General features: G+C 32.7%; 19 protein-coding genes and 1 tRNA gene. 8 read left to right on the forward strand and 12 right to left on the reverse strand.

From position 1 onward, the window contains the following. The first annotated feature begins 1 nt into the window (after nt 1). From OU788_RS00140 to OU788_RS00155, 4 genes are all read left to right on the forward strand, one after another. Complete coding sequence (locus tag OU788_RS00140; protein WP_274633274.1) at nt 2–1588, forward strand: aldehyde dehydrogenase (NADP(+)); 1587 nt, start codon at nt 2–4, stop codon at nt 1586–1588. A gap of 52 nt (nt 1589–1640) precedes the next feature. Beyond that, the gene (locus OU788_RS00145) at nt 1641–2648 is read left to right on the forward strand and encodes a 4-hydroxyproline epimerase (RefSeq protein WP_274633275.1); all 1008 of its coding nucleotides are present in this window, start codon (nt 1641–1643) and stop codon (nt 2646–2648) included. A gap of 132 nt (nt 2649–2780) precedes the next feature. After that, nucleotides 2781–3143, forward strand: coding sequence for a four helix bundle protein (locus tag OU788_RS00150; protein WP_274633276.1), 363 nt, complete (start codon nt 2781–2783; stop codon nt 3141–3143). A gap of 43 nt (nt 3144–3186) precedes the next feature. Next, nucleotides 3187–4434: an NAD(P)/FAD-dependent oxidoreductase gene (locus OU788_RS00155; RefSeq protein WP_274633277.1), complete on the forward strand. Its 1248-nt coding sequence runs from the start codon at nt 3187–3189 to the stop codon at nt 4432–4434. Nucleotides 4435–4489: 55 nt separating this feature from the next. Here OU788_RS00155 and OU788_RS00160 read toward each other — a convergent pair whose 3' ends face one another. The 10 genes from OU788_RS00160 to OU788_RS00205 form a co-directional block, all read right to left on the reverse strand. Further along, nucleotides 4490–5596 carry an alanine racemase gene (locus OU788_RS00160; RefSeq protein ID WP_274633278.1) on the reverse strand — a complete coding sequence of 369 codons (1107 nt, stop codon included), beginning with the start codon at nt 5594–5596 and terminating at the stop codon, nt 4490–4492. Nucleotide 5597: 1 nt separating this feature from the next. After that, nucleotides 5598–6752 carry an alanine racemase gene (gene alr, locus OU788_RS00165; RefSeq protein WP_274633279.1) on the reverse strand — a complete coding sequence of 385 codons (1155 nt, stop codon included), beginning with the start codon at nt 6750–6752 and terminating at the stop codon, nt 5598–5600. After that, on the reverse strand, nt 6749–7888 hold the full coding sequence (locus OU788_RS00170) for an amidohydrolase (protein ID WP_274633280.1): 1140 nt from the start codon (nt 7886–7888) through the stop codon (nt 6749–6751). The genes alr and OU788_RS00170 overlap by 4 nt, the downstream gene beginning before the upstream one ends. After that, complete coding sequence (locus OU788_RS00175; protein WP_274633281.1) at nt 7888–9309, reverse strand: sodium:solute symporter family protein; 1422 nt, start codon at nt 9307–9309, stop codon at nt 7888–7890. Before OU788_RS00175 ends, OU788_RS00170 begins: the two co-directional genes overlap by 1 nt. A gap of 4 nt (nt 9310–9313) precedes the next feature. Then, nucleotides 9314–9508, reverse strand: coding sequence for a 30S ribosomal protein S21 (gene rpsU / locus OU788_RS00180; RefSeq protein WP_274633282.1), 195 nt, complete (start codon nt 9506–9508; stop codon nt 9314–9316). 36 nt (nt 9509–9544) lie between these two features. Continuing rightward, entirely contained in the window at nt 9545–10408 is an 864-nt protein-coding gene (locus OU788_RS00185) for a sigma-70 family RNA polymerase sigma factor (RefSeq protein WP_274633283.1), read from the reverse strand. A gap of 1 nt (nt 10409) precedes the next feature. Next, the gene (locus OU788_RS00190) at nt 10410–10847 is read right to left on the reverse strand and encodes a GNAT family N-acetyltransferase (protein ID WP_274633284.1); all 438 of its coding nucleotides are present in this window, start codon (nt 10845–10847) and stop codon (nt 10410–10412) included. Between the two features lie 481 nt (nt 10848–11328). Beyond that, a complete protein-coding gene (locus OU788_RS00195) occupies nt 11329–13320 on the reverse strand; it encodes a protein-disulfide reductase DsbD family protein (RefSeq protein WP_274633285.1) in 1992 nt (663 codons plus the stop codon). Between the two features lie 18 nt (nt 13321–13338). Further along, a complete protein-coding gene (locus tag OU788_RS00200; protein WP_274633286.1) occupies nt 13339–13785 on the reverse strand; it encodes a protein-disulfide reductase DsbD domain-containing protein in 447 nt (148 codons plus the stop codon). 144 nt (nt 13786–13929) lie between these two features. After that, nucleotides 13930–14002, reverse strand: a tRNA-Met gene (locus OU788_RS00205). A gap of 140 nt (nt 14003–14142) precedes the next feature. Between OU788_RS00205 and era the strand changes: the two genes are divergently transcribed. After that, entirely contained in the window at nt 14143–15024 is an 882-nt protein-coding gene (gene era / locus OU788_RS00210; RefSeq protein ID WP_274633287.1) for a GTPase Era, read from the forward strand. Here era and OU788_RS00215 read toward each other — a convergent pair. After that, complete coding sequence (locus OU788_RS00215; protein WP_274633288.1) at nt 15021–15533, reverse strand: GTP-binding protein; 513 nt, start codon at nt 15531–15533, stop codon at nt 15021–15023. The genes era and OU788_RS00215 overlap by 4 nt on opposite strands. Before the next feature lie 106 nt (nt 15534–15639). On the opposite strand from OU788_RS00215, the gene der reads away from it, so the two are divergent. The 3 genes from der to OU788_RS00230 all read left to right on the forward strand — a co-directional run bounded on the left by der (nt 15640) and on the right by OU788_RS00230 (nt 22296). Further along, entirely contained in the window at nt 15640–16947 is a 1308-nt protein-coding gene (gene der, locus OU788_RS00220) for a ribosome biogenesis GTPase Der (protein ID WP_038005898.1), read from the forward strand. A gap of 78 nt (nt 16948–17025) precedes the next feature. After that, a complete protein-coding gene (locus OU788_RS00225) occupies nt 17026–19800 on the forward strand; it encodes an outer membrane beta-barrel protein (RefSeq protein ID WP_274633289.1) in 2775 nt (924 codons plus the stop codon). Between the two features lie 111 nt (nt 19801–19911). Next, nucleotides 19912–22296: a GAF domain-containing protein gene (locus OU788_RS00230; protein WP_274633290.1), complete on the forward strand. Its 2385-nt coding sequence runs from the start codon at nt 19912–19914 to the stop codon at nt 22294–22296. Between the two features lie 4 nt (nt 22297–22300). On the opposite strand, the gene OU788_RS00235 is transcribed toward OU788_RS00230, so the two are convergent. Continuing rightward, on the reverse strand, nt 22301–23530 hold the full coding sequence (locus OU788_RS00235) for a Pycsar system effector family protein (protein ID WP_274633291.1): 1230 nt from the start codon (nt 23528–23530) through the stop codon (nt 22301–22303). Nucleotides 23531–23563 lie beyond the last annotated feature (33 nt).

Here is a 23563-nt window from a genome sequence, read left to right on the forward strand (position 1 = left end):
TATGATTACAGGAAAAAACTATATAGGAAATCAATTATCCAACTCAGGAACAACAACCTACAAAACATTCAACCCTGAATTAAATCGGGAAAATGATACTGTTTTTACTGAAGCTAATTCCGAAGAAATTGATAACGCCGTAAATCTAGCTTCTGAAGCATTTAAAACATACAGAACTGTTTCTGGAAAAAGAAAAGCTGAATTTTTAAATGCCATTGCTGATGAAATTTTAGCTCTAGATGAAGAGTTAATTCAAACCTATTGCTCTGAATCTGGTTTACCAGAAGGACGCGCTAAAGGAGAGCGAGGAAGAACAGTATTTCAACTCCGCTCTTTTGCTGATTTAGTTTCAGAAGGTTCATGGATAGACGCTACTATTGACACTGCTATTCCAGATAGAGAACCACTACCTAAATCAGATATTCGCAAACTAAATATTCCTTTAGGACCTGTAGTTGTTTTCGGAGCAAGTAATTTCCCTCTTGCCTATTCTACTGCTGGTGGTGATACTGCTGCGGCTTTAGCTGCTGGTTGTCCTGTGATAGTAAAATCGCACCCTATGCATGCAGGTACGGGTGAACTTATTGCTTCAGCTATAATTAAAGCCGCAGAAAAAACAGGAATGCCAAACGGTGTTTTTTCTAATTTAAATTCAAGTGGTATAGAAGTAGGTCAACAATTAGTTTCTCATCCAAAAGTAAAAGCTGTTGGTTTTACCGGAAGTATTCGAGGAGGTAGAGCCTTATTAGACTTAGCTGCTAAACGTGAAGAACCTATTCCTGTTTTTGCTGAAATGGGAAGTATCAATCCAGTTATACTATTACCAAAAGCATTAGAAAATAATGCTGATAGTTTGGCTACCACTTATGCAAATTCTATTACTTTAGGTACTGGACAATTTTGTACCAATCCTGGATTAATTCTAGGAATAAAAAGCAATGGTTTAACTAATTTTATCGATTCTTTAGCTGATAAAATTGTGGAAATTAATCCATCTTGTATGTTACATCCTAATATTATAGGTGCTTATGAGAACAACAAAACCAAAGCGATTTCACAACAAGGAATTACTATTGCTGCAAACTACACTAAAGAAGTACAAGCTAACTATGCTACTCAAATTGTAACTACAGTTGAAGGAAAAACATTTTTAGAAAATCCAACCTTACATCAAGAAGTATTTGGACCTTATTCTATAGTAGTGCAATGTGAAAATAAAGAGCAATTAGAAGAAATTATTTCTAGCTTAGAAGGACAACTTACAGGAACGGTAATTTCTGATGATAATGAAGCAGCCAATTATCCAACAATAATCGCTGCTTTACAAAATAGAGTTGGAAGAATTATTTTCAACGGAGTTCCAACTGGTGTAGAAGTTTGTCCGTCAATGGTTCACGGAGGCCCTTATCCAGCATCAACAGACAGTCGATTTACCGCTGTTGGGGTTAATTCAATTAAACGTTGGGTACGACCATTTAGTTATCAAGATTGGGCCAACAATTTATTACCCGATGAATTAAAGAACGAGAACCCTTTACAAATTTTACGCTCCGTAAACGGTATACTCACAAAAGAACAAGTGATATAATAAACTTTCAATAATTTCTTTAGAAAACATACAAACTGCGATTCAATTTAGTATGAGAAAAACTTTTTTTTGCGTTGATGCACACACTTGTGGAAATCCTGTAAGAGTTGTTGCAGGTGGTGGCCCTAACTTAATTGGAGCCAATATGAGCGAAAAACGTCAACATTTTTTAAAAGAATACGACTGGATTCGAAAAGGGTTAATGTTTGAACCTCGCGGACATGATATGATGAGCGGTTCAATCTTATTCCCTCCTCACAATCCCGAAAACGATTTTGCTATCTTATTTATTGAAACTTCTGGATGTTTACCCATGTGTGGTCATGGAACAATCGGAACCATTACCATCGCTATTGAAGAAGGATTGGTAACACCAAAAATTCCAGGGAAAATAAAAATGGAAGCTCCAGCAGGTTTGGTAGAAATAGAGTACCAACAAACAGGTAAAAAAGTAGATTGGGTTCGTTTAACCAATGTTAAAAGTTACTTAGCAGCCAAAGGTTTAACTGTAGATTGTCCTGAATTAGGAGAAATTACTTTTGATGTTTCTTATGGAGGAAACTACTATGCAATTGTAGATCCACAAAAAAACTTCTCGGGAGTACACAGTTTTACTGCTTCTAAAATTATACAATACTCTCAAGTTGTACGAGGTCGAATCAATGAAAAATACCCGAACATGTTTATTCATCCTGAAAATGATACTATCAGAGATGTAACTCATATGCTGTGGACAGGTAACCCTATTGATCCAACATCATCAGGTAGAAATGCTGTTTTTTATGGTGATAAAGCTATTGACAGAAGCCCATGTGGTACAGGAACCTCAGCTCGTTTAGCGCAACTATATGCTAAAGGGAAATTACAACTTGGCGAAGAATTTATTCACGAAAGTTTCATTGGAAGTAAGTTTATAGGTCGTGTTGAAAAAGAAACTACCTTAGATGGTAAACAAGCTATTATTCCGAGTATTCAAGGATGGGCAAAAGTGTATGGATACAACACCATTGTTATTGATGATGAAGATGATCCATACGCACATGGTTTTCAAGTAATTTGATTCATTGATTCAATGAGTGAATGATTCAATGATAAAATGATTCGATGAGTTATAAAATGAGACATTAAACTCAAAAGTTAAATCATTAACTCATTTTATCATTAATTTAGTAAGTCATTAATTAAAAGTGCTATGAATAAATCGGATTTTATAGAAAGTATTAAAAATAGAACTAAACAATTAGCTGTGAATACTATTTTGCTTTATAACCAAATTCAAAAAACAGACGCTACAAGAGTAATAGGCAAACAATTAATTCGCTCAGTAACTTCTACCGCTGCAAATTATAGAGCTGCGTGTATTGCTCGTTCTCAAAAAGAATTCTTTGCAAAAATGTCAATAGTGTCTGAAGAAACTGACGAAACCTTGTTTTGGTTAGAACTATTACAAGATACAAAACTTGCTTCAGAAGAACAATTAAAGCCTTTAATGATAGAAGCCTTAGAAATAGCTAAAATTGTTTCAAAAGCACGAAAAAATTCAAAAACCAATTAACCACCAACTCATTAATTCATTAACTAATTAAATCATTTGCTCATTGAAACATTGTATAGTTATCGGCGGAGGAATCATCGGTTTATGTTCTGCATATTATTTACACAAAGAAGGGCACAAAGTTACTGTGATTGATAAATCTGATTTTTCATCAGGAGCTTCGCACGTAAATGCTGGGATTATTACTCCTAGTCATATTATTTCTTTAGCAGCTCCAGGAATGATTAATAAAGGTATTAAATGGATGCTAAGTTCGACCAGCCCTTTTTCAATCAAACCTCGTTTAGAATACGATTTTTTACAATGGACATGGCTATTCAAAAAATCTGCAACACCCAAAAAAGTAGCTAGCTCTATCCCTGTTATTAAAAACATCAATCTGTTTAGTAGAGATTTGTATGAAGAATTAAAACAAGCTTCCAACGATTTCGATTTTCATTACCAACACAAAGGTTTAATGATGTATTATAAAACCGATAAAATGGGTGAAGAAGAATGGAATATTGGGAAACTTGCTATAAAAGAAGGATTAAAAGTTGAACATCTTACAAAGGAAGAAATTCAAAAACTAGAACCTAATGTAGACTTGAACATTAAAGGCGCTGTATATTATCATTCTGATGCACATATGACTCCGAATGAATTTATGCTAAAAATGAAATCTTATTTAGAGGACAATGGTGTGACTTTCTTAGCAAACGAGGAGGTCATAGATTTTCAAATTTCAGAAGGAAAAATAAAATCAATCAACACAAAAAACAATACTATTACAGCTGATGAGTTTGTGCTTACAACAGGATCTTGGACACAAAAACTAGCTAAAAAACTGGGAATAACCATTCCTGTACAAGCAGGAAAAGGCTATCGAATTAATGTAAAAAGAGAAACAGGCATTCACATTCCTGCCATTTTAACTGAAGCTAAAGTTGCTGTAACGCCTATGAATGGTTTTACGCGTTTTGGTGGTACTATGGAAATTGCTGGTATTAATAGTCAAATTAATACTAAAAGAGTTAATACTATTGCGAATGCTGCTGAGAGTTATTATAACGGGCTACAAATTAATCAACAAGAAAGAAAGGATATAGAAAGTGGTTTACGCCCTTGTTCTCCTGATGGTTTACCATATATTGGTAGACTTTCAAAAATTAAAAATGTGACAGTAGCTGCTGGTCATGCTATGATGGGATGGAGTTTAGGGCCTGCGACAGGTAAATTAGTTTCTGAAATTATTTCGCATAAAAAAACAAGTACAGATCTCACTCCTTTTCATGTTGAACGTTTTTCATAAAAAAACTCAAGAGCTACGAACTCTTGAGTTTTTAAAACAACAAAATAGCAGACATTTACATGTCATCTTTATATACTTTATCAATAAATTTTGAGATTAACAATCTCGCAACTCCCATATAACTAGGTTTAAATTTAATTTTATCACCTACTTTATATTTTACATTTCCTGATTTATCTTTATTAGTTCCAACATCAATTACTAACATATCAGAGGTAATCCCAACAAAAGAAATGTCTTTATCTGCTGCTTCAATATCACCTTTATCTACATCTAACAGACCAACATCTAAAATTGCTTTATACGATGTTTCTTGTACATTATTCTCATCATAATCAGTCGTATGTCCAATATTCGCATCGTTAATAATACCGTCTGGCACTAGTTTTTTTTCTTTTAACTCAATAATGTTAGCATAAAACTCAAATGTTTCAGTGTGTAAGTTTTCAAACTGCTTATTTTCCAACGGACTCAATCCAAAGAATGCTGCCTCCCCAATTCTAAAGTGATTAATTTCTTTTGGTACTACCTTATTTTCTATCAATGGTAAGGTTATGGAAGTTCCTCCTGAAACATATTTTAATTCTTTATTGAATTTTGCTGAAATCAGTTCTTTATACAATGATAACTGGAGTAATTTATCATACGTAGGTTCCACTCCATACATACATCCAAGGTTTGATCCAATACCGATCACATCAATATTCGATAGATTGAATACCTTTTCATAAAAGTCTATAATATCGTCTCTTCTAACACCTTCTCTTAACTCACCTAATTCAATCATAATAATGATTTGATGAACTTTATTTTGCTTTTTAGCTGCCTGATTTAAGGCTTCTATAGTAGATAATGAACTGTTCAAGGAAATATCTGCATATTCTACTACTTCATCTGCATAAACTTCTGCAGGAGGTTTTATATAAATAGTTCTTAAATCTGGATTTACAGCTCGTAAGTTTCGTAAACTTGTCAACCTTGAGTCTCCTACTGAGTTTATGTTCTTAATTACATCTTTAGTTAAGATCGTTTTCAAAAACGTTTTATCTCCTGAAAACACCTTTGTAACTAAACTCCACTCTATATTATTTGACTTAAAAAAGTCGCTTAAATCTTTTATATTCTGTTTTATTCTTTCAGAATGTATTATTAATTCTGCCATCTTATTTTGTTATAATTCTTGGTAAATTATCTGGTAATTTAGTTAGTAACTCGTAATTGATTATCTGTATGTAATCGTTAAATGACGATACTGTAATTTCTCTATCTCCTTGATCTCCTATTAACACAACTTCGTCTCCTTTCTCAACATTATCTGCATAAGTTACATCAACTGCCATCATATTCATATTAACAGTTCCTATAATATTGTGTCTTTTTCCTCTAATTAAAACTTTTCCCCTGTTACTTAACGATCTGCTATATCCTGATGAATATCCTACTGGTACAATTGCTATTTTTATTTCATGGTTGGTAAAAAATGAGGTTCCGTAACCTACAAATTGACCTGATTTTACGGTCTTAACATCCATTACTTGGGTTTTCCATGAGATAACCCTCTGTAGAGGAGATTCAAAAATTCTATGTTTATTTAAATAATGGACTAAAATTTCTTTTGTAGGAAAAAATCCAAACTGTAAAATCCCTATTCTCACCAAGTCAAATCTAGTTTTTGGATATCGAATACTCGCAGCAGAACTTGCCAAATGAAAATCAGGAGTTAAAAGTTCATGCTGATTTATTTTGTTTATCGCCTTTCTAAACTTCTTTTGTTGATCGGTAATTCTTTTGTAGTTTGAAATACTTTCTGCTCCAGCCAAATGAGAACAAATTCCTTTTACAACAAGGTACTCTAAATTTTCTTGAACATATGTAAGAACCTTAGCAATATCTTTTAAAACAAACCCCGTACGGTTCATTCCTGTTTCTATTTCTATATGAATTTTCGCTGGAATTTTAAGTTTTCTTGCTGCTTCAACAGCGACTTGTAACCTATCTATTTCAAAAACATAAAATTCAATGTTATTTTCAACAGCCCATTCTATTTGACTGTTGTGAATCATTCCCATAATCATTATGGTTACGTCCTTTTGAGGCAATGCTTTCTTTACCTCATAAGCTTCATTAGCATCAGAGACGCTAAAATGTCGAACTCCATATTTATATGCTAAAGTGCAATACGTTCTAATTCCGTGACCGTAGGCATTTCCTTTTACTACAGAAGAAAATGTGACTTCGTTACCTAAGTGATTTTTAATAAAATCAATGTTATTTTTAATTGCCGATTCGGAAATTTCTATAAAAGATGTGTGTGTCATGAGTCTAATACCTCCTTTGCTATGCTATAAAATAATTGAACGCCTGTCATAGTTATATCGTCTGGGAAATCATAATCTGGATTGTGTAAAGCAGGTGTATCTTCTCCTGCTCCTAATCCAAACATGGCTCCTTTATATTTTTGAGTAAACAACCCGAAATCTTCCCCCCATTTAAACGGAGTTTTAATTTCATTTATTGATACGTTTTGCTTCTCTGCTGATTTTTTTATAATTGAAACTGCTTTTTCATTATTTATATTTGAGTAAAACTCTTCAAACCAAGAAGTTTTAATTTTTAATGAATGTTCTAATTCTAGTTGATTTAGAAGTTGCTCTAGCTTCTCTTTCTTTTCCTCAATCAGTTTCGTGTTCCAACTTCTTAACGTAAAATGAACTTCTCCATACCCCGCTGAAATTCCATAGGCTTTTTCACCCATAGTTACATAAACAGGAGTTATCAAAATAAAATCGGACGATTTTGGCACATTTTTACTTTCTTTTTCAGCAAAGATTAAGATTGTAGCAATCGCATTGGCTGGATTTTGTCCTTTTTCAGGCTCTGCAGCATGCGCTGTTTTTCCATTAAATTGAATTGCTACACTTTTTACATTGCTTGTAAATGTTTCACTTTTCACCACTACCTTATTTTTTGTAAAACCTGGTAAATTATGTAAGGCAAAAGCAAAATCTATGTTTATATTTTTGAAAAAAGGGTCATTTAAGACCTTTTCTGCTCCTTTTCCATTTTCTTCTGAAGGTTGAAAAATCAACAATACTTTTCCTTTCTCAATTGGGAATTTTGTTAACATATTTGCTACTCCAAGTAGTATAGTTGTATGTCCATCATGCCCACACTTGTGAGAAATTCCTTTGTTTTGTGATTGATGTTGAAACGTATTTACTTCTTGAATAGGTAACGCATCAATATCAGCACGTAACATGATGGTTTTACCATTTTCTTTTCCTTCAAAAACAGCTACTAATCCTGTTTCGGCAACTTCAACAATTGTGCATGAAGCATTTTTGGTTAAAAATGCCTTTATCTTTTTTTGAGTTTCATATTCTTCTCCTGAGATTTCTGGATGTTGATGTAACTCTTTTCTAACTTTTTCTAAACTCTTTTGTAAGGCTTCCACTACTTTTCTTTTCTAGTAAATTGAATTATAGAAAACACCAAAGCTGATAATGTAATTCCGAAGAAATTAGCATCTAAACCGAATGGTAATTTCACCTCTAAGATAATTAATATTAAAGTAGTAAGTCCACCAAAAATCATAGCATAAAAAGCAGCTGTTGATGATGGTTTTTTTAGCACTAACGTTCCTAAAACAGGTACTAATAAGCCAGATACCATAAAGGCATATGAATACAGCATCAACTCTAATACATTTTGCATCATTGTTGCTAACAGTATAGCTACGCCTCCAATTATAAATGTAATAATTTGCGAATTTTTTATGCTGATACTTTTCTTAAAATACCCAAAAATATCCGTTGTTAAATTTCCTGACGCTGCCATTAAACAACTATCTGCAGTTGACATAATTGCTGAAAAATAAGCTGACATCATCAACCCCATTAAACCTATTGGTAAAATACTTCTTAATAATAAAGGTAAACCTAATTCTGCATCCATTTCTGTACCTGGCGCATATCCTATTGACGAAAACATTCCTTGTTCAAAAGCAACTCTAGAAAATAATCCTAAAGCTACTCCCATAAAAGCCATAATTGGATATTCAAATAACCCAGCTATTTTCCATGCTTTTCTAGCTGTTTTTTCGTCTTTACAAGCGTAAATTCGTTGATACAAGGTCATTCCTACAAACCAAATAGGCACAATAGTAATAACCCAGTTAAACATATCAATAAACGTTATGTTTGATAATGATAAAAAGCTTGCCGGCAAAGTTTCTTTGATAGCTGTCCAACCCCCAATTTCGATAAAACCAATTGGAATTCCTATACCAATCAATCCTACCATTAAAATTATCCATTGAATGGTATCAGTATAAATTACTGCTTTAATTCCACCAATAACAGTGTACACCACCGCTATAACTCCCATGATTAAAACCGCATTGGTTATAGAGATTGACGGAAAGGTAGCTGATGCTAATTTTGCTCCTGCTAATATTTGTGAGCTTGTAAAACCTATATACCCTATAAGAGAAATGATTCCTGCAATTAAGGCCACTTTTACATTATAATGGTGCGCTAAGGATTGTGGAAATGTTAAAAAATGATGTTTTTTCGCTATCGGATATACTTTTGGGATTAAAAAAACGGCACTTATCCAAGCACCTAACAATCCTGTAAAAAGCATCCAACTACCGGAGAGTCCCATTAAAAAACCAAGACCTCCTAAACCGATAGAAAAACCTCCACCAACATCAGTTGCCACAACGGACAACCCAATATGGCTTGCAGACATGTTTCTTCCTCCTACATAGTAATCGTCTTTTGATTTGTTTTTATTCATGAAGTATACCCCTACTCCAAGCATAAAAATTAAATAGGTAATGAATATGATTAGATCAATAAAATGTATATCCATAAAATTATTTTTCTTGATCTAGCAAAAACCGTTGTTTATATTGAGCTTTCTTTAACTGAGCTCTTTTACTTACTGATGGTTTTGTATATTCTTTTCTTTCTCTTATTTCTTGCAATACCTTTGTGTTTCTGTATTTTCTTTTATATCTTTTAATGGCTCTATCAATATTCTCGCCTTCTTTTACTGGTATTATTAACATATATATTGTGTATTTTTAATTAGTACTTTGATTCAATTACCCCAAGTATGTTTGTAATACTTTAGTTCTTGATCTTTGTTTTAATCTTCTGATTCCTTTCTCTTTAATTTGACGTACGCGTTCTCTTGTTAAATCGAATGTTTCTCCTATTTCTGTCAAACTCATAGGTCTGTAATTCTCTAATCCATAAAATAATTTTATGATGTCAGATTCTCTTGGAGATAGTGTTTCTAAGCTTCTGCTAATCTCTAATTGCAATGATTCTTGCATTAGCTCTTTATCTGGCTTAGGAGCTTCTGAAGCTCTTATTACATCATATAAATTAGAAGTTTCTCCTTCTTTTAAAGGAGCATCCATAGAAACATGTCGTCCTGAGTTTTTCATAGATTGTTTCACGTCAGAAACAGTCATATCTAACACCTTAGCAATTTCTTCGGGCGTTGGCATACGCTCATTACTTTGTTCTAATTTAGATACAGCTTTATTTATTTTACTGATGCTTCCAATCTTATTAAGCGGTAATCTTACCACACGTGACTGTTCTGCCAATGCTTGTAAAATTGATTGACGTATCCACCACACTGCATAGGATATGAACTTAAACCCACGAGTTTCATCAAAACGTCTTGCTGCCTTTACCAAACCTATATTTCCTTCGTTAATCAAGTCAGAAAGACGTAAACCTTGATTTTGGTACTGTTTAGCTACCGAAACAACGAATCGTAAATTTGCATTTACCAATGTTTCCAAGGCTCTTTGGTCTCCTGTCTTGATTCTTTGAGCTAATTCAACTTCTTCATCAGCAGTAATCAAGTCAATTTTCCCTATCTCTTGTAAGTATTTTTCAATAGATTTTGATTCTCTATTGGTAACTTGTTTTGTTATTTTTAACTGTCTCATATTATCGTTTTAGTCTCATTTCTAAATACGGAGTCGTAAACCCAAGCTTCTCATATAAAAACTTGGCTGGATTATCTTTTTCTACGTGTAAAGCAATATCTCCCTTACAATTATCGATAGCATGCTGCATTATCTTTTTACCGATTCCTTTTCCTCTATAATCTTTATGAGTAGCGATATAAACCAAGATATTTTCAGGTATGTATTCGTCCATTCCTGTTTTATTTATCACTACCGCTCCTACAATTTCATTTTTATCTTCTATGGTAAACACATAACCTCCTAATCCTGTTCTTTCTTTAGCCGCATAATCAATCGCTTTGCGAATGGCTGTTTTTTCATCTCCATAGTTTTCAAGATGTGTATATAAAAAATTAGTTACTCTTTCCATTTCAAGAGGAGTAATACGATTGAAGGCATCGTAAGTGTGTACTGTCATAATTTGATTTTTATAAATAGGCTTTAGATTAAACGATAAATAACTTCAGTACTATTTATTGAAGTTTTTAAACATTGTGTTACCTATTTGGGGTTTATTATTTATTAGCGCAGTATATACTTTTGCGAAAAGTGTACGAATATGTCAAAAAAACTACTCGTAAGAACCGAATATTTTACAGTACTATCAATTTAAATAGAACTTAAAATAATGTAAATACGTTTGAAGTCTTTTCCTTTTAGAAAAGCAATAAATTAGAATCCTGGTGGAATAAACTTGTCCGACTGGTTTCGGAACACAAGGAAGTTGAATGTAAAAACTCGTTGATTTTTTTTCTCGTGTGTAGTATCTACCATATCGTACAAAGGTACGAATTATAAGGCTAATTTCAAAATGAGCCTAGAAAAGAGCTTTTTACATTCATTAAATTTTCTTTAAAAGAAAAAAGCACCTTAAAAATTTAAGATGCTTTTGAGTTGTATTATTTTTTGAAGTTGGTGATTCCTTCTTCTAGCCAGTTGAAGTATTCATCTGCATCTGGCATGTATCCTACAGGATCTGATATGTTTGATTCATCATGATTCATCAAAACATAAAACGGTTGTGAGTTAGCTTTGTACTTAATAGTTTGTAACTCACTCCACTTTTGTCCGATGTACTTTAACTTCTTTCCTGGATTTAATTTCGATTCTACGACTTCATCATCTTTTAAAGGACGCTTGTCATCTACATACAAAGAAATTAACACCACCTTGTTTTTTAGAACGTCCAATACCTTTGGTTTTACCCATACATTTTGTTCCATTTTTCTACAGTTTACACAAGCGTGCCCTGTAAAATCTAACATAACCGGTTTGCCTACTTTTTTTGCATACGCTAACCCTTTGTCATAATCGTGAAATGATATGATATCGTGAGGAGGCATTAAATGCGCTCCTTCAGGTAAAGCTTCGTGATTGTCTTGTTGAACACTCGCTGTTCCCTTTTTTGTAAATCCTACTCCATAAGGTGACTCGCTGTAGTGTTGTGGTGGTGGGAAAGCGCTAATTAAGTTTAGTGGTGCTCCCCAAAGTCCTGGAATCATATAGATAGTAAAGGATAAAACAATCAATCCTAAACTTAATCTTCCTACAGAAATATGACTGATTGGACTATCGTGTGGCAATTGTATTTTTCCGAAGAGATAAAAAGCTAAGGCTCCAAAAATAGCTATCCAAATAGCGATAAACACTTCTCTTTCTAATAAATGTAATTGTAGTACTAAATCGGCATTTGATAAGAATTTAAATGCTAAAGCTAATTCTAAGAATCCTAAAACTACTTTTACGGTGTTTAACCATCCTCCTGATTTTGGCAATGAGTTTAACCATCCTGGGAAAGCTGCAAACAACGCAAATGGCAAAGCAATTGCTAAAGAAAATCCTAACATCCCTATTATTGGCGCCAAAACTCCCTTTGTAGAAGCTTCAACTAACAACGTTCCAACAATTGGTCCTGTACATGAAAAGGATACAATTGCTAAGGCTAACGCCATAAAGAAAATTCCGATTAACCCTCCTCTATCGGCTTGAGAATCTACTTTGGTTGCCCATGAACTTGGTAAAGTAATTTCAAAAGCTCCTAAGAAAGACACAGCAAAAATCACTAAGATCAAGAAGAAAACTATATTAAACCATACGTTGGTTGATAATGCATTCAAAGCACTTGGTCCAAAAACCAAACTAACAAACCAACCAAGAAAAACATAAATAGCAATGATTGATATTCCGTAGATAATTGCATTTCGAATCCCTTGTGATTTGCTTTTACTTTGTTTGGTGAAAAAGCTTACCGTCATCGGTATCATTGGGAATACACACGGTGTTAATAATGCTGCAAATCCTGATAAAAAGGCGATGAAGAAAATTCCCCATAAACCTCTTTTTTCTTCTTTTTTCGTTTCCTTTGAAGCTACTTCGCCTGCTGTTTTTACTTCTTTTGTTGCATCAGTAGAAGCTGTTACTGCGGTAGCTTTCGTTAAATCAAATACTAAGTCTACTTCCTTAGGAGGCAAACACATTTCATCAGTACAAGCAATAAATTCAACAAACGCGTTGATTTGATTTACGCTAGCATCTACCAGTTCTATTTCTTGTTTAAAAACTGCTTTTTTAGCAAAGGATTTAATATTCATTCCTTCCTCTCCAAAAAGCGTAGTAAACTTAATTTTCCCTTCAGGTTCTGAAGTGTTTCCAACAATTTTTATTTTTCCTCCCTCATCATCGTAGGTAAATGTTGTTGGAATTGGACCGCCTTTCGGAACTTCTTGCGCATACAAATGCCATTCGCCCTCAATCGTTGCCGTACTTACTAAATTATAGGTTGTTTCTGAAACCTTTTCGACACTTGTTTTCCATTGAATAGGATCATGGATTTGACCAAGAGCTGAAAATCCAACAGTAAAACAAAGCAAAAATGCTAGTATTTTTTTCATCTTATTTGGGGAAAGGGATTAATTTACATTAAAAGTTAATTCTACTTCTTTTGGAGGTAAACAGTTCATTCCTGTACACACCATATACTCTACCACTCCTTTAACCGTGAACTTTTCCGCAGTTTTTAAACGAATTTTTTGAGTAAAAACAGCCTTAGTATCGAAGTATTTAATTTTCATTTCAAAAATAGGGTCGTCAACTACATGTCCTTCTGGCTCTGTTGTATTTCCTTTTTTTAAGTAACGTGAGTCACCTTCAAAAGTAAATAACGTCGGAATTGGTCCGCCTTCAGGAATTTCTTGCGAGTACAAGTGCCAATCTTTTTGAATTGTAGCAACAGCAATTAATTCTGCTTCTTTATCAGAAATCTTTTTTACTGAAGTACTCCATTTTACAGGATCGTGCACCTGTGCGTAAGAAATACTACCGATGGCCAACAACAAGATAAAAAGTATTTTTTTCATTGGTTTTAATTAGTTGTATTATGTTTAATCGGTAAATGTAATGTCTTTATTTACTAAAACACAAAAGATTAAAAAAAGTTTAACATTCATTTATAAATAGTTCAAAACAAAAAAGAGCAACCATTTCTGATTGCTCTTATCTAGTAGCGGGAGCAGGACTCGAACCTGCGACCTTCGGGTTATGAGCCCGACGAGCTGCCTACTGCTCTATCCCGCGATTTGCGGTTGCAAATATACGCCCTTTTGTTTGTTTTATCCAAATAAAAAAGCATTTATTTTTAAAATATTTTTTAAACCACTCAATAACAAGCTTATAAAATTCAACAATTCTTACTCAAAACAACTTATCTTTGCCCTATGACACATAAAGCAGGATTTGTAAATATTATCGGAAACCCTAATGTTGGGAAATCAACCTTGATGAACGCATTGGTTGGTGAAAAATTATCAATCATTACCTCTAAGGCACAAACTACAAGACATCGTATTTTGGGGATTGTCAATGGAGACGATTATCAAATTGTGTTTTCTGATACTCCTGGAATCATAAAACCTGCTTACGAGTTACAAGAGTCTATGATGGATTTTGTAAAATCTGCCTTTGAAGATGCCGATGTTCTTATTTATATGGTAGAAGTTGGTGAAACAGAATTAAAAAATGAGGCTTTTTTCAATAAAATCATCAATAGTAAAATTCCTGTAATTTTATTATTAAATAAAGTTGACAAATCTACTCAAGAGGAAGTTGCAACTAAAATTGATTATTGGAAAAAGAAAGTCCCAAATTCTTTTGTGTATGTAATTTCTGCTCTTGAAAACTTTAATGTAGAAAGCGTTTTTTATAAAATCATTGAACTTTTACCAGAATCACCTCCTTTTTATCCAAAAGATCAGTTAACCGATAAACCTGAACGCTTTTTTGTAAATGAAAAGATTCGTGAAAAAATTCTTCAACACTATAAAAAAGAAATTCCTTACTCGGTAGAAGTAGAAACTGAAAGTTTTGTTGAAGAAGATAATATCATCAAAATCCGTTCTGTTATTATGGTAGAACGTGAAACTCAAAAAGGAATTATCATCGGGCATAAAGGAAGCGCCATTAAACGTGTTGGAACTGAGGCTAGAAAAGATCTTCAACAGTTTTTTGACAAGAAGGTGTTTTTAGATTTACATGTAAAAATCAACAAAAACTGGCGTTCTAACGAGCGTCAATTAAAACGATTTGGTTATAAAGATTAATGCTCTTTAATTGTTCGTAACAATTCTTTGGTATACTCTTTTAATTCATCCATTTGTTTTTTTCCGGTTGATTTCCCTAGGCTACCTACTAAATAAAGAGCTACCCAAACAATAGGCAATACAACCAACATTACTATAGGCAACATACTAATTTGTTTTAATGACCAATTGCTATAAGCAACGATTCCAAAAATTACAAATGCAGTGCCCACCAAAAAGTGTAAAAACATGAAGAAAGTCCACACTTGAGGTTTCGGACCAAACAATCCTTTAATGTGCGAAGTGCTTTTAGAAGTTTCTTCTATTTCAATATGCAGTTGTGGCGACCATAAATGCGACTCTTTTTCGGGTATATCAACCACAACATGATTATCTACAACCTTCATTTTATACTTAGAAACATCGTTTAAGTGCTTCTTAATTTCTTCCAATAAAACCTGAGAATTCATCTCATATTCTAACTGAAATCTGGGTTTTAAAAAAATCTGGTTGTATAATTTATCATCCATTAAACTAAAATATTAAACGCCAACAATATAGCAAAAACTATATACTATCTAAAATTCATTATAAATCATTTCCGAAATTGTATCTTTGCACAAATTTTTTTGCAAAATGAGTATTATTGCGATTGTAGGAAGACCTAACGTAGGAAAATCTACCTTATTTAACCGACTAGTAAAACGTCGTGAAGCTATTGTTGACTCTGTTAGTGGAGTTACTAGAGATAGACATTATGGAAAATCTGAATGGAACGGAAAAGAATTTTCTGTAATTGATACTGGTGGGTATGTAATTGGTTCTGATGATATTTTTGAAGGAGAAATACGTAAACAAGTTCAGCTAGCTATTGACGAAGCTGATATTATTGTTTTTGTAGTTGATGTTGAGCAAGGAATTACTCCTATGGACGCTGAAGTTGCTAAAATTTTACGTCAGGTTGAAAAACCGTTATTTATGGCGGTTAATAAGGTTGATAATGCGATGCGTGATGCTGATGCTGTTGAATTTTACAATCTTGGACTAGGTGAATACTACACAATTTCTTCTATTAACGGAAGTGGAACTGGCGAATTACTAGATGCTATAGTTGAAGAAATTCCTGAACCAGACGAAAACGAAGATAAACAAGACGAATTACCTCGTTTTGCTGTAGTTGGACGTCCAAACGCAGGAAAATCATCATTTATTAATGCTTTAATTGGAGAAGACAGAAATATTGTAACCAATATTGCAGGAACTACAAGAGATTCTATCGATACTAAATATAATCGTTTCGGATTTGAATTCAACTTGGTTGATACAGCAGGGATCAGAAAAAAATCAAAAGTAAAAGAAGATTTAGAATTCTATTCGGTAATGCGTGCTGTTCGTGCTGTTGAACATTGTGATGTTGCGGTATTGGTTATCGATGCAACTCGTGGATTTGAAGGTCAGGATGAAAAAATATTCTGGTTAGCAGAGAAAAACCGTAAGGGAATTGTTATTTTAGTTAATAAATGGGATTTAGTTGAAAAAGAAACTAATACCATGCGCGATTTTGAGGCTAAAATCCGTCAAACAATTGCTCCTTTTACTGATGTACCAATCATCTTTATTTCTGCGTTAACTAAACAACGTATTTTTAAAGCTATTGAAACTGCTGTTGATGTTTTTGAAAACAGAAAACGTCGTATTCAAACCAGTAAATTAAACGAAACGATGTTGGAGATTATGGAGCATAATCCACCTCCGGCAACAAAAGGTAAATTTATCAAAATTAAATACTGTATGCAGTTACCTACGCATACACCACAGTTTGCCTTTTTTGCTAATTTACCACAGTATATTAGAGATCCTTATAAGCGTTATGTAGAAAATCAATTACGCGAACACTATAATTTTAACGGAGTACCTATTAGTATTTATTTCCGTCAAAAATAATTTTAACAAAATTTAACTTTCAGAAAGTAGTTTTTTCTCTTTATTTGTAGCCAATTGAAAATCAAATTGCTATAAAAAATGAAAAAACTACTTTTTATTTTTACGTTATTATTGACTAGTTCAATTTTAGCACAATCTTACCAGTTCAAAATTACAGGAACTATAAACTCCGAAAAAGAACAAACACCTATCGACGCTGCCACAGTTCATCTTGAAAGAGTTAAAGACAGCGCTATTGTTACCTACACAATTACAAATGACAAAGGAAAATTTTCTTTAGAAGGAAAATCATACGATAAAAATGTAAAACTGTTTATTTCGTATGTGGGAATGGACAGTTATTCAAAACAAATTCAACTTGATAAATCTTCTACTTTGAATTTAGGAACCATTTCATTAAAAGAAGAAAGCAATATTTTAAGTGAAGTTGTTATTCAATCTAGGGCTCCTATCACAGTTAAAAAAGACACTTTAGAGTTTAATGTAAAATCTTTTAAAACTAAAAAAGATGCTAACGTTGAAGACTTGTTAAAAAAACTCCCTGGTGTAGAAGTAGATGAAAATGGTAAAATTACCGTAAACGGAAAAGATGTAAATAAAATTTTAGTTAACGGTAAACCTTTCTTCGGAAACGATCCTAGTATCACAACTAAAAATCTAACAAAAGACATTATTGAAAAAGTTCAAATTACTGATACAAAATCTAAATCGGAAGCTTTTACGGGCGAAAATGGAGACGCTAACAATAAAACTATCAACTTAACCATTAAAAAAGAAAACAATAAAGGTTGGTTTGGTAGAGTATCTGGAGGAGTAGGTACTGACAAACGCTACGAAGGAGCTGCAATGGTAAATCGTTTTGACAACAATCAACGTTTTAGTGTACTAGCTAGTACTAACAATATTAACTCGCCTGGATTCAGTTTTGGAGAAATTCAAAAAATGTTTGGTGGCGGTGGTAATATTTGGATTGGAGGAAACGGAGGTTTTAGTATTAACGGAAGACGATTTGGTGGTGGAAGTGGAATTATAAAATCGAAAACAGCAGGAGCAACCTATGCTGATGAATTTGGTAAGGGATTAGATGTAAATGCTAACTATTTTTATTCTGGTAGTACTTCTAATAACGAATCAAAAAGCAATAGAGAATACACACTACCTGATAGAAAATATTTTTCAAATTCTACTACTTCTTCTGATGATGAAAACCACAATCATAGTTTTGATACTGAGTTTGATATCGAAATAGACTCTACCTTATTGATTAACATTAGACCTACTTTCGTTTTTAATAAACGTGAAGGTAGTAGTCGTAGGCAAGAAGAATCTTTAGATGAAAATAATACACTTACAAATAACTACACCAGTACAGCTTATGCTACTTCCGAAGCTAACAACTTTGAAAACAGGTTAGACATTACAAAAAAGATGGGAAGCAAAGGTTCCTTTATAAAAGCCTCGATTACCAACCGTATTGATAAAGCAGATACAGAAGAAATTAACAAATCTACTATTGAAGTTTTTGGGAGTTCTCCAAGTACAGAAATTAGAGATCAAAAAAGTTCTATTAAAAACAACCTAACGGGAATTACTACTCGATTCGTATATCGTTTCCCTTTAGTAGCCAATAAATTCTTTTTAGACGCAAAATACCGTTACCAACGTGATGAACGAGAAAATAAAGAAAATACTTTTGATTTTGACGACGCAACACAACAATACAGCAACTTCAATACTGACTTAAGTTCTGACTTTACTTATAATGACATTACTAAAACTCCTTCAGTAGAGTTAGTGTATAGAACCAAAAAATGGCGTTTTAATTTCGAAACTGGTTTTGTAAACAGAACATTAGAAAACAACGATCAATTACGTCCTGAATTGAGTTTACAAAAAGAATACAACAACTTAGACCTTAACTCTAGTTTCAGATATCGATTTGACTCTAAAGCATCTGTTTATTTTGATTATCGTTTAAGTAATAACGCACCTAATATAAACCAGATACAACCTTTTTCTGACGTAACCAATCCATCTAATATTATTACAGGTAACCCGAACCTAAAGCCTACTCAAAACCATACGGCTTATATCAATTTTAATAAATTTAATTGGCAAGCACGAACAGGTTTTTGGGTTTACATGAGAGGTAGTCTATACAATGATCAGGTAATCACTAATACATCTATTGATGATGACTTAGTTAGAAATACTACATACGAAAACACAAACGGGGGTTATGATTTTGTAGGAGGAGGTAGCTATAGCAAAAAAATAAAATTAGATTCTATTGTAAGCCTTCAACTTAGAGCTGGTGCACATATTAGAACGGATAAAAACTTCAATATTTTAAATGATATAAAAGAAGGAGCTAAAACAACATCTCTTACTCCTACGTTCAGAGCTACTTTAGAATGGGATAAAATCGCTTCAATTGAAGGTAGTTACGATATCGATTTTTCAAACACGAAATATGATATAAACACCACACAAAACAGAAATTTCACTAGACATTCTGTTGATATCAGAACCAAAACAAACATTCCGAAGAAATTAGAATGGATAAACGATATCCGTTACACCTACAATCCAAATGTAATTGGTTTTAACAAAGCTTCATGGTTTTGGAACGCTACCCTAGCCTACTCGGTATTAAAAGATCAAGGGACTATTAGTTTAAAAGCTTATGATTTATTGAATCAGAATACCAATGCACAACGTAGAGCCACATCAAACTACATAGAAGATTCTGAAAGCACAGTATTACAACAATATTTTATGTTAGGTTTTAGCTGGAAATTTAATAGCCTAGGAAAAAAAGGTAAAATTCGAGATTATAATTTCAGATTTTAATTTTTAAACAAAACGTAAAGATTATTCTTGATTTTTTGAAAGGGAGTACAACTAAAAACGACTATTTAGTTAGCAATTTCGTAAATTTGTATAGATTCATTTTCTTGCTTTATGAACATAAGACGAACTAGAGATATTCAGAATATAGAACTCCCTTTTAAACTTAAAATAAGTTTTGAAAAGATTGTTGCTTTATTTCAAAAATACGCGGGTGAAGAGTTTAAAGAACATCCATATCATCAATCTTCAATAAATATAGTTCGAGAAGCAAAAAAAGCTCCTGAGTTGATTGATGGTTTTTCTGATGAATCTTTATTAGAAAAACACAAGGATACTATTGAGTTACTCCTAGAACCTTTGTTCCCTGAGTTGTTATTAGAAAATGAAATTAAAGCGGTTAGCATTCCGTTTACTTTTACGTCTTTTAAATTCACTAGCCGATTTGAAAAAATTTTACAAAATGCTGGAGATGACTACCAATTAAAAGTCCGTCATTTTGAAAGTGATTTAATGTATAAATATGCCTGTAGTATCATTCTAAAAGACGTGTACAACTACTCTATCGACATAAAACGCCCCTTTTATTTCGATATTCCAGATCAAACAACCAATACTATAAAAAAGTATCGCGCAGCTTTTAACGCCGACTTTATGGAGATTTATCCTTCTGAAAATGCGCCGAAAATAACTGAAGAAGATATAAAGATATTACTTGACAATTTCGAAAACATCGATATTTGGAAAGAGAAATTCCCTCCAGAATCCTATATATTTAAAGGCTTCGGAATCATGAATTTATTTGATGTAACCACTGATGAAATTATTTCAGAAATAAGAACTAGTCTCATCAAAAAAGATGAAAATTTAGTTAATACACTACAAGAAATATTTCGCAAGTTTTTTGGAATTAATGATCTATCCTTTGGGTTTTCCATCTTTGAAACCAATTCAAACAGTTTTTCTTCTTCACACATAAATAAAGAAGGAAGTTTAGTTCTTAGCTATGAAAAAGATGTTTCTTGCGATTGTATTTTTTGTAATTATATTGTAGAAAAGCTTTTTGTAAAAAACGAAACTCTTGCTATTTCTGATGTAGAGAAATATGGCCAAAAAACCGAAAATAAAAACTTTTACCAACGGTTAAAAGATAAAAATATTGGTAGCATTATTTTAGTACCTATACAAGCTTCGGCTAAAAATAGCTTAGCTATTATTGAATTTGCTTCACCAAGGCCTTTTGAACTAAACTCGATTAATCAAAATAAACTACAAGTTTTAATCCCGCTGTTTAAAATTGCTGTAGATCGTTTTTCTGAAGAACATCAAAACATACTTGAAGCTACAATTCAAGAAAACTACACCTCTATTCATCCAACTGTAAAGTGGCGATTTTATGAAGCTGCTGAAAGATTTCATAGAGAATCATTTGAAGATAAGGAAAACATTAAGATTGAAGATATTGTTTTTCCAGACGTACATCCTTTGTATGGTCAATCAGATATTAAAGGTTCATCTATTGCCAGAAACACAGCTATTAAAGAAGACTTAAACACTCAACTTTCTTTAGCTATTTCTGTTTTGTTAGAAGCCTGCAAAGTTGAAAGCCTGCCAATTTATAAAGAATTACGATTTAGAGTTGAAGAGTATTTATCAGAAGTTAAAAAAGGACTAAAAGCTGGTGATGAAATAGCCATTTTAGATTTTTTAAAACGTGATATCTACCCTGTTTTTAACCATATAAAAAAGGTTAACAATCACTTAAACACTCTAGTTGAGGAATACATTAAACGTTTAGACCCTAACCTTCAAGTAGTATATGAAAAACGTAAAGCTTATGAAGATAGTGTTACTTTACTAAACGATAAATTAGCTTCTTTTATTGATGCTAGACAAGAAGAGGCTCAACAAATGTTTCCTCATTATTTCGAACGTTATAAAACTGATGGTGTTGAGTATAACATGTATATAGGACAGTCATTAACAAAAGAGAAAAAATACGACGATCTATACTTGTACAACCTTAGGTTATGGCAATTACAAGTAATGTGTGAAATGGAAAACATTGCCTTAAAAGCTGCTGAAAAAATGGAACACAAGCTTAGAGTTGCTTCTTTAATTTTAGTTCACAGTAATCCATTAGCCATAAAATTCAGAATGGATGAAAAGCAGTTTGACGTTGATGGCGCTTATAATATTAGATACGAAATCATAAAAAAACGTATTGACAAAGCTCATATAAAAGGAACAGAAGAGCGACTAACTGTTCCTGGTAAAATAGCAATTGTATATTCTCAAGATAAAGATGCTGATGAGTACAATAAATACATTAAATACCTTCAATCTAAAAAATTATTAGGTAAAGTAGAAAAATTAGAAGTTGAAGACCTACAAGGAGTTTCTGGATTAAAAGCTTTACGTGTAGAGGTTATTTATCAAGAAAGTTTTGACGCTAAAAAAACAATAACTATTGATGAATTAATCCAAGAGTTTAAATAATCGTCTATAATAATCTTGATACTAACTCCGCTACTTTTGAAGCATTATCTTGTATATTAAAGGCTACAGCAAAAGCTATTACACTTACCAAAATACCAATCATAAAAACTGTATACGTAATTCGTAATAACTTATATTTTCTATTTAAAACCAATCCTAAGAAATATAAATCTTTGGTAAGAGAACCGTATAAATAATCACGGTCTTGCATCATTTCACTCATTGCCCACTCAAATTCTGGCAACTTCATTTGATGAAAATTTCCGAAGAATAATAAATTCACTTTTTTATTGGTTACATCTTCTTTTGTAAATTTTCCTTCAGTAACATTTGGTCTGGTTGCTAAAACTGATAAGACTATTGAAATCACTGTAAAAATCACAAAAATTATCGTAGGAATAATTAGGTAGTGATTTGACGGGTTGTCTAACTTAGGAATTAAAGTAGACAAGGTCATTGAAATAATAATTGCATTTACCGAGAGTAAGATATTTGCTTTTGTATCGGCAATATCACTTAATGTTATGTGATTACGCATCGCTACGCGAAACATCGTTTCTATCCCCCTTTCTGGTAGCTCTATTTTATTTTTCTTGTACGCTAACTCTTCTTTTTTCTGTTTTAATTTAGCAGCTTCTTGTGCTTGTTTTTGCTTTTTCTTTAAAAGCTGTGCTATGTTTTTACTTTTTTGTTTTTCCCAAAGTTTAGAAGCTTTACTCGTATAAAAGCGATGTTTAGTTAAAAAATTAAGGTTCGCGTCATCCCATTCAACATCTTTTATTGTTCTACCACACATCAATTCTCTTTCTTTACGCAATAACTCGTTAAAATCAGAATAGTTTTTACTACCCACATGAGAACAATCAGCATCCTTTAAAATCTTTTCTACTTCGGTGCTAGGGTTAACTCCCATTTTGGTAATAGCTATCAATCTTGACACCTCATCAATTATCTCTTCTGAAACCCCTTCATTTTTTAAAAAGTTAGTAGCAATAGCTACACTCTCTTCTTCATGGTTATCTGGGTTTACAGTGTATCCTACATCATGAAACCAAGCAGCTAAAATTAACGCTTGCTTCTCTACTTCTGAAAAAGCTTCTCCCTCAATTAATTCAAGTGTTTTTTCAACCACTCGTTGAGTATGCGCAATGTTATGGTATACAAAATTCTTAGCTAAACTTTCATTTAGTAAATCCACCACAAACTGCTCTGTCTTTTCTATCAAACTATTCATGAAAAAGGTTTTTGCTAAAATAATAAATTATTA

This window comes from Tenacibaculum sp. L6, assembly GCF_028823685.1.
Classification (GTDB): domain Bacteria; phylum Bacteroidota; class Bacteroidia; order Flavobacteriales; family Flavobacteriaceae; genus Polaribacter.

Coding starts and splice junctions, on each gene's coding strand:
- OU788_RS00140 (WP_274633274.1), top strand. CDS start 2: ATGATTACAGGAAAAAACTATATAGGAAATCAATTATCCAACTCAGGA.
- OU788_RS00145 (WP_274633275.1), top strand. CDS start 1,641: ATGAGAAAAACTTTTTTTTGCGTTGATGCACACACTTGTGGAAATCCT.
- OU788_RS00150 (WP_274633276.1), top strand. CDS start 2,781: ATGAATAAATCGGATTTTATAGAAAGTATTAAAAATAGAACTAAACAA.
- OU788_RS00160 (WP_274633278.1), bottom strand. CDS start 5,596: ATGGCAGAATTAATAATACATTCTGAAAGAATAAAACAGAATATAAAA.
- alr (WP_274633279.1), bottom strand. CDS start 6,752: ATGACACACACATCTTTTATAGAAATTTCCGAATCGGCAATTAAAAAT.
- OU788_RS00175 (WP_274633281.1), bottom strand. CDS start 9,309: ATGGATATACATTTTATTGATCTAATCATATTCATTACCTATTTAATT.
- rpsU (WP_274633282.1), bottom strand. CDS start 9,508: ATGTTAATAATACCAGTAAAAGAAGGCGAGAATATTGATAGAGCCATT.
- OU788_RS00185 (WP_274633283.1), bottom strand. CDS start 10,408: ATGAGACAGTTAAAAATAACAAAACAAGTTACCAATAGAGAATCAAAA.
- OU788_RS00190 (WP_274633284.1), bottom strand. CDS start 10,847: ATGACAGTACACACTTACGATGCCTTCAATCGTATTACTCCTCTTGAA.
- OU788_RS00195 (WP_274633285.1), bottom strand. CDS start 13,320: ATGAAAAAAATACTAGCATTTTTGCTTTGTTTTACTGTTGGATTTTCA.
- OU788_RS00200 (WP_274633286.1), bottom strand. CDS start 13,785: ATGAAAAAAATACTTTTTATCTTGTTGTTGGCCATCGGTAGTATTTCT.
- era (WP_274633287.1), top strand. CDS start 14,143: ATGACACATAAAGCAGGATTTGTAAATATTATCGGAAACCCTAATGTT.
- OU788_RS00215 (WP_274633288.1), bottom strand. CDS start 15,533: ATGGATGATAAATTATACAACCAGATTTTTTTAAAACCCAGATTTCAG.
- der (WP_038005898.1), top strand. CDS start 15,640: ATGAGTATTATTGCGATTGTAGGAAGACCTAACGTAGGAAAATCTACC.
- OU788_RS00225 (WP_274633289.1), top strand. CDS start 17,026: ATGAAAAAACTACTTTTTATTTTTACGTTATTATTGACTAGTTCAATT.
- OU788_RS00230 (WP_274633290.1), top strand. CDS start 19,912: ATGAACATAAGACGAACTAGAGATATTCAGAATATAGAACTCCCTTTT.
- OU788_RS00235 (WP_274633291.1), bottom strand. CDS start 23,530: ATGAATAGTTTGATAGAAAAGACAGAGCAGTTTGTGGTGGATTTACTA.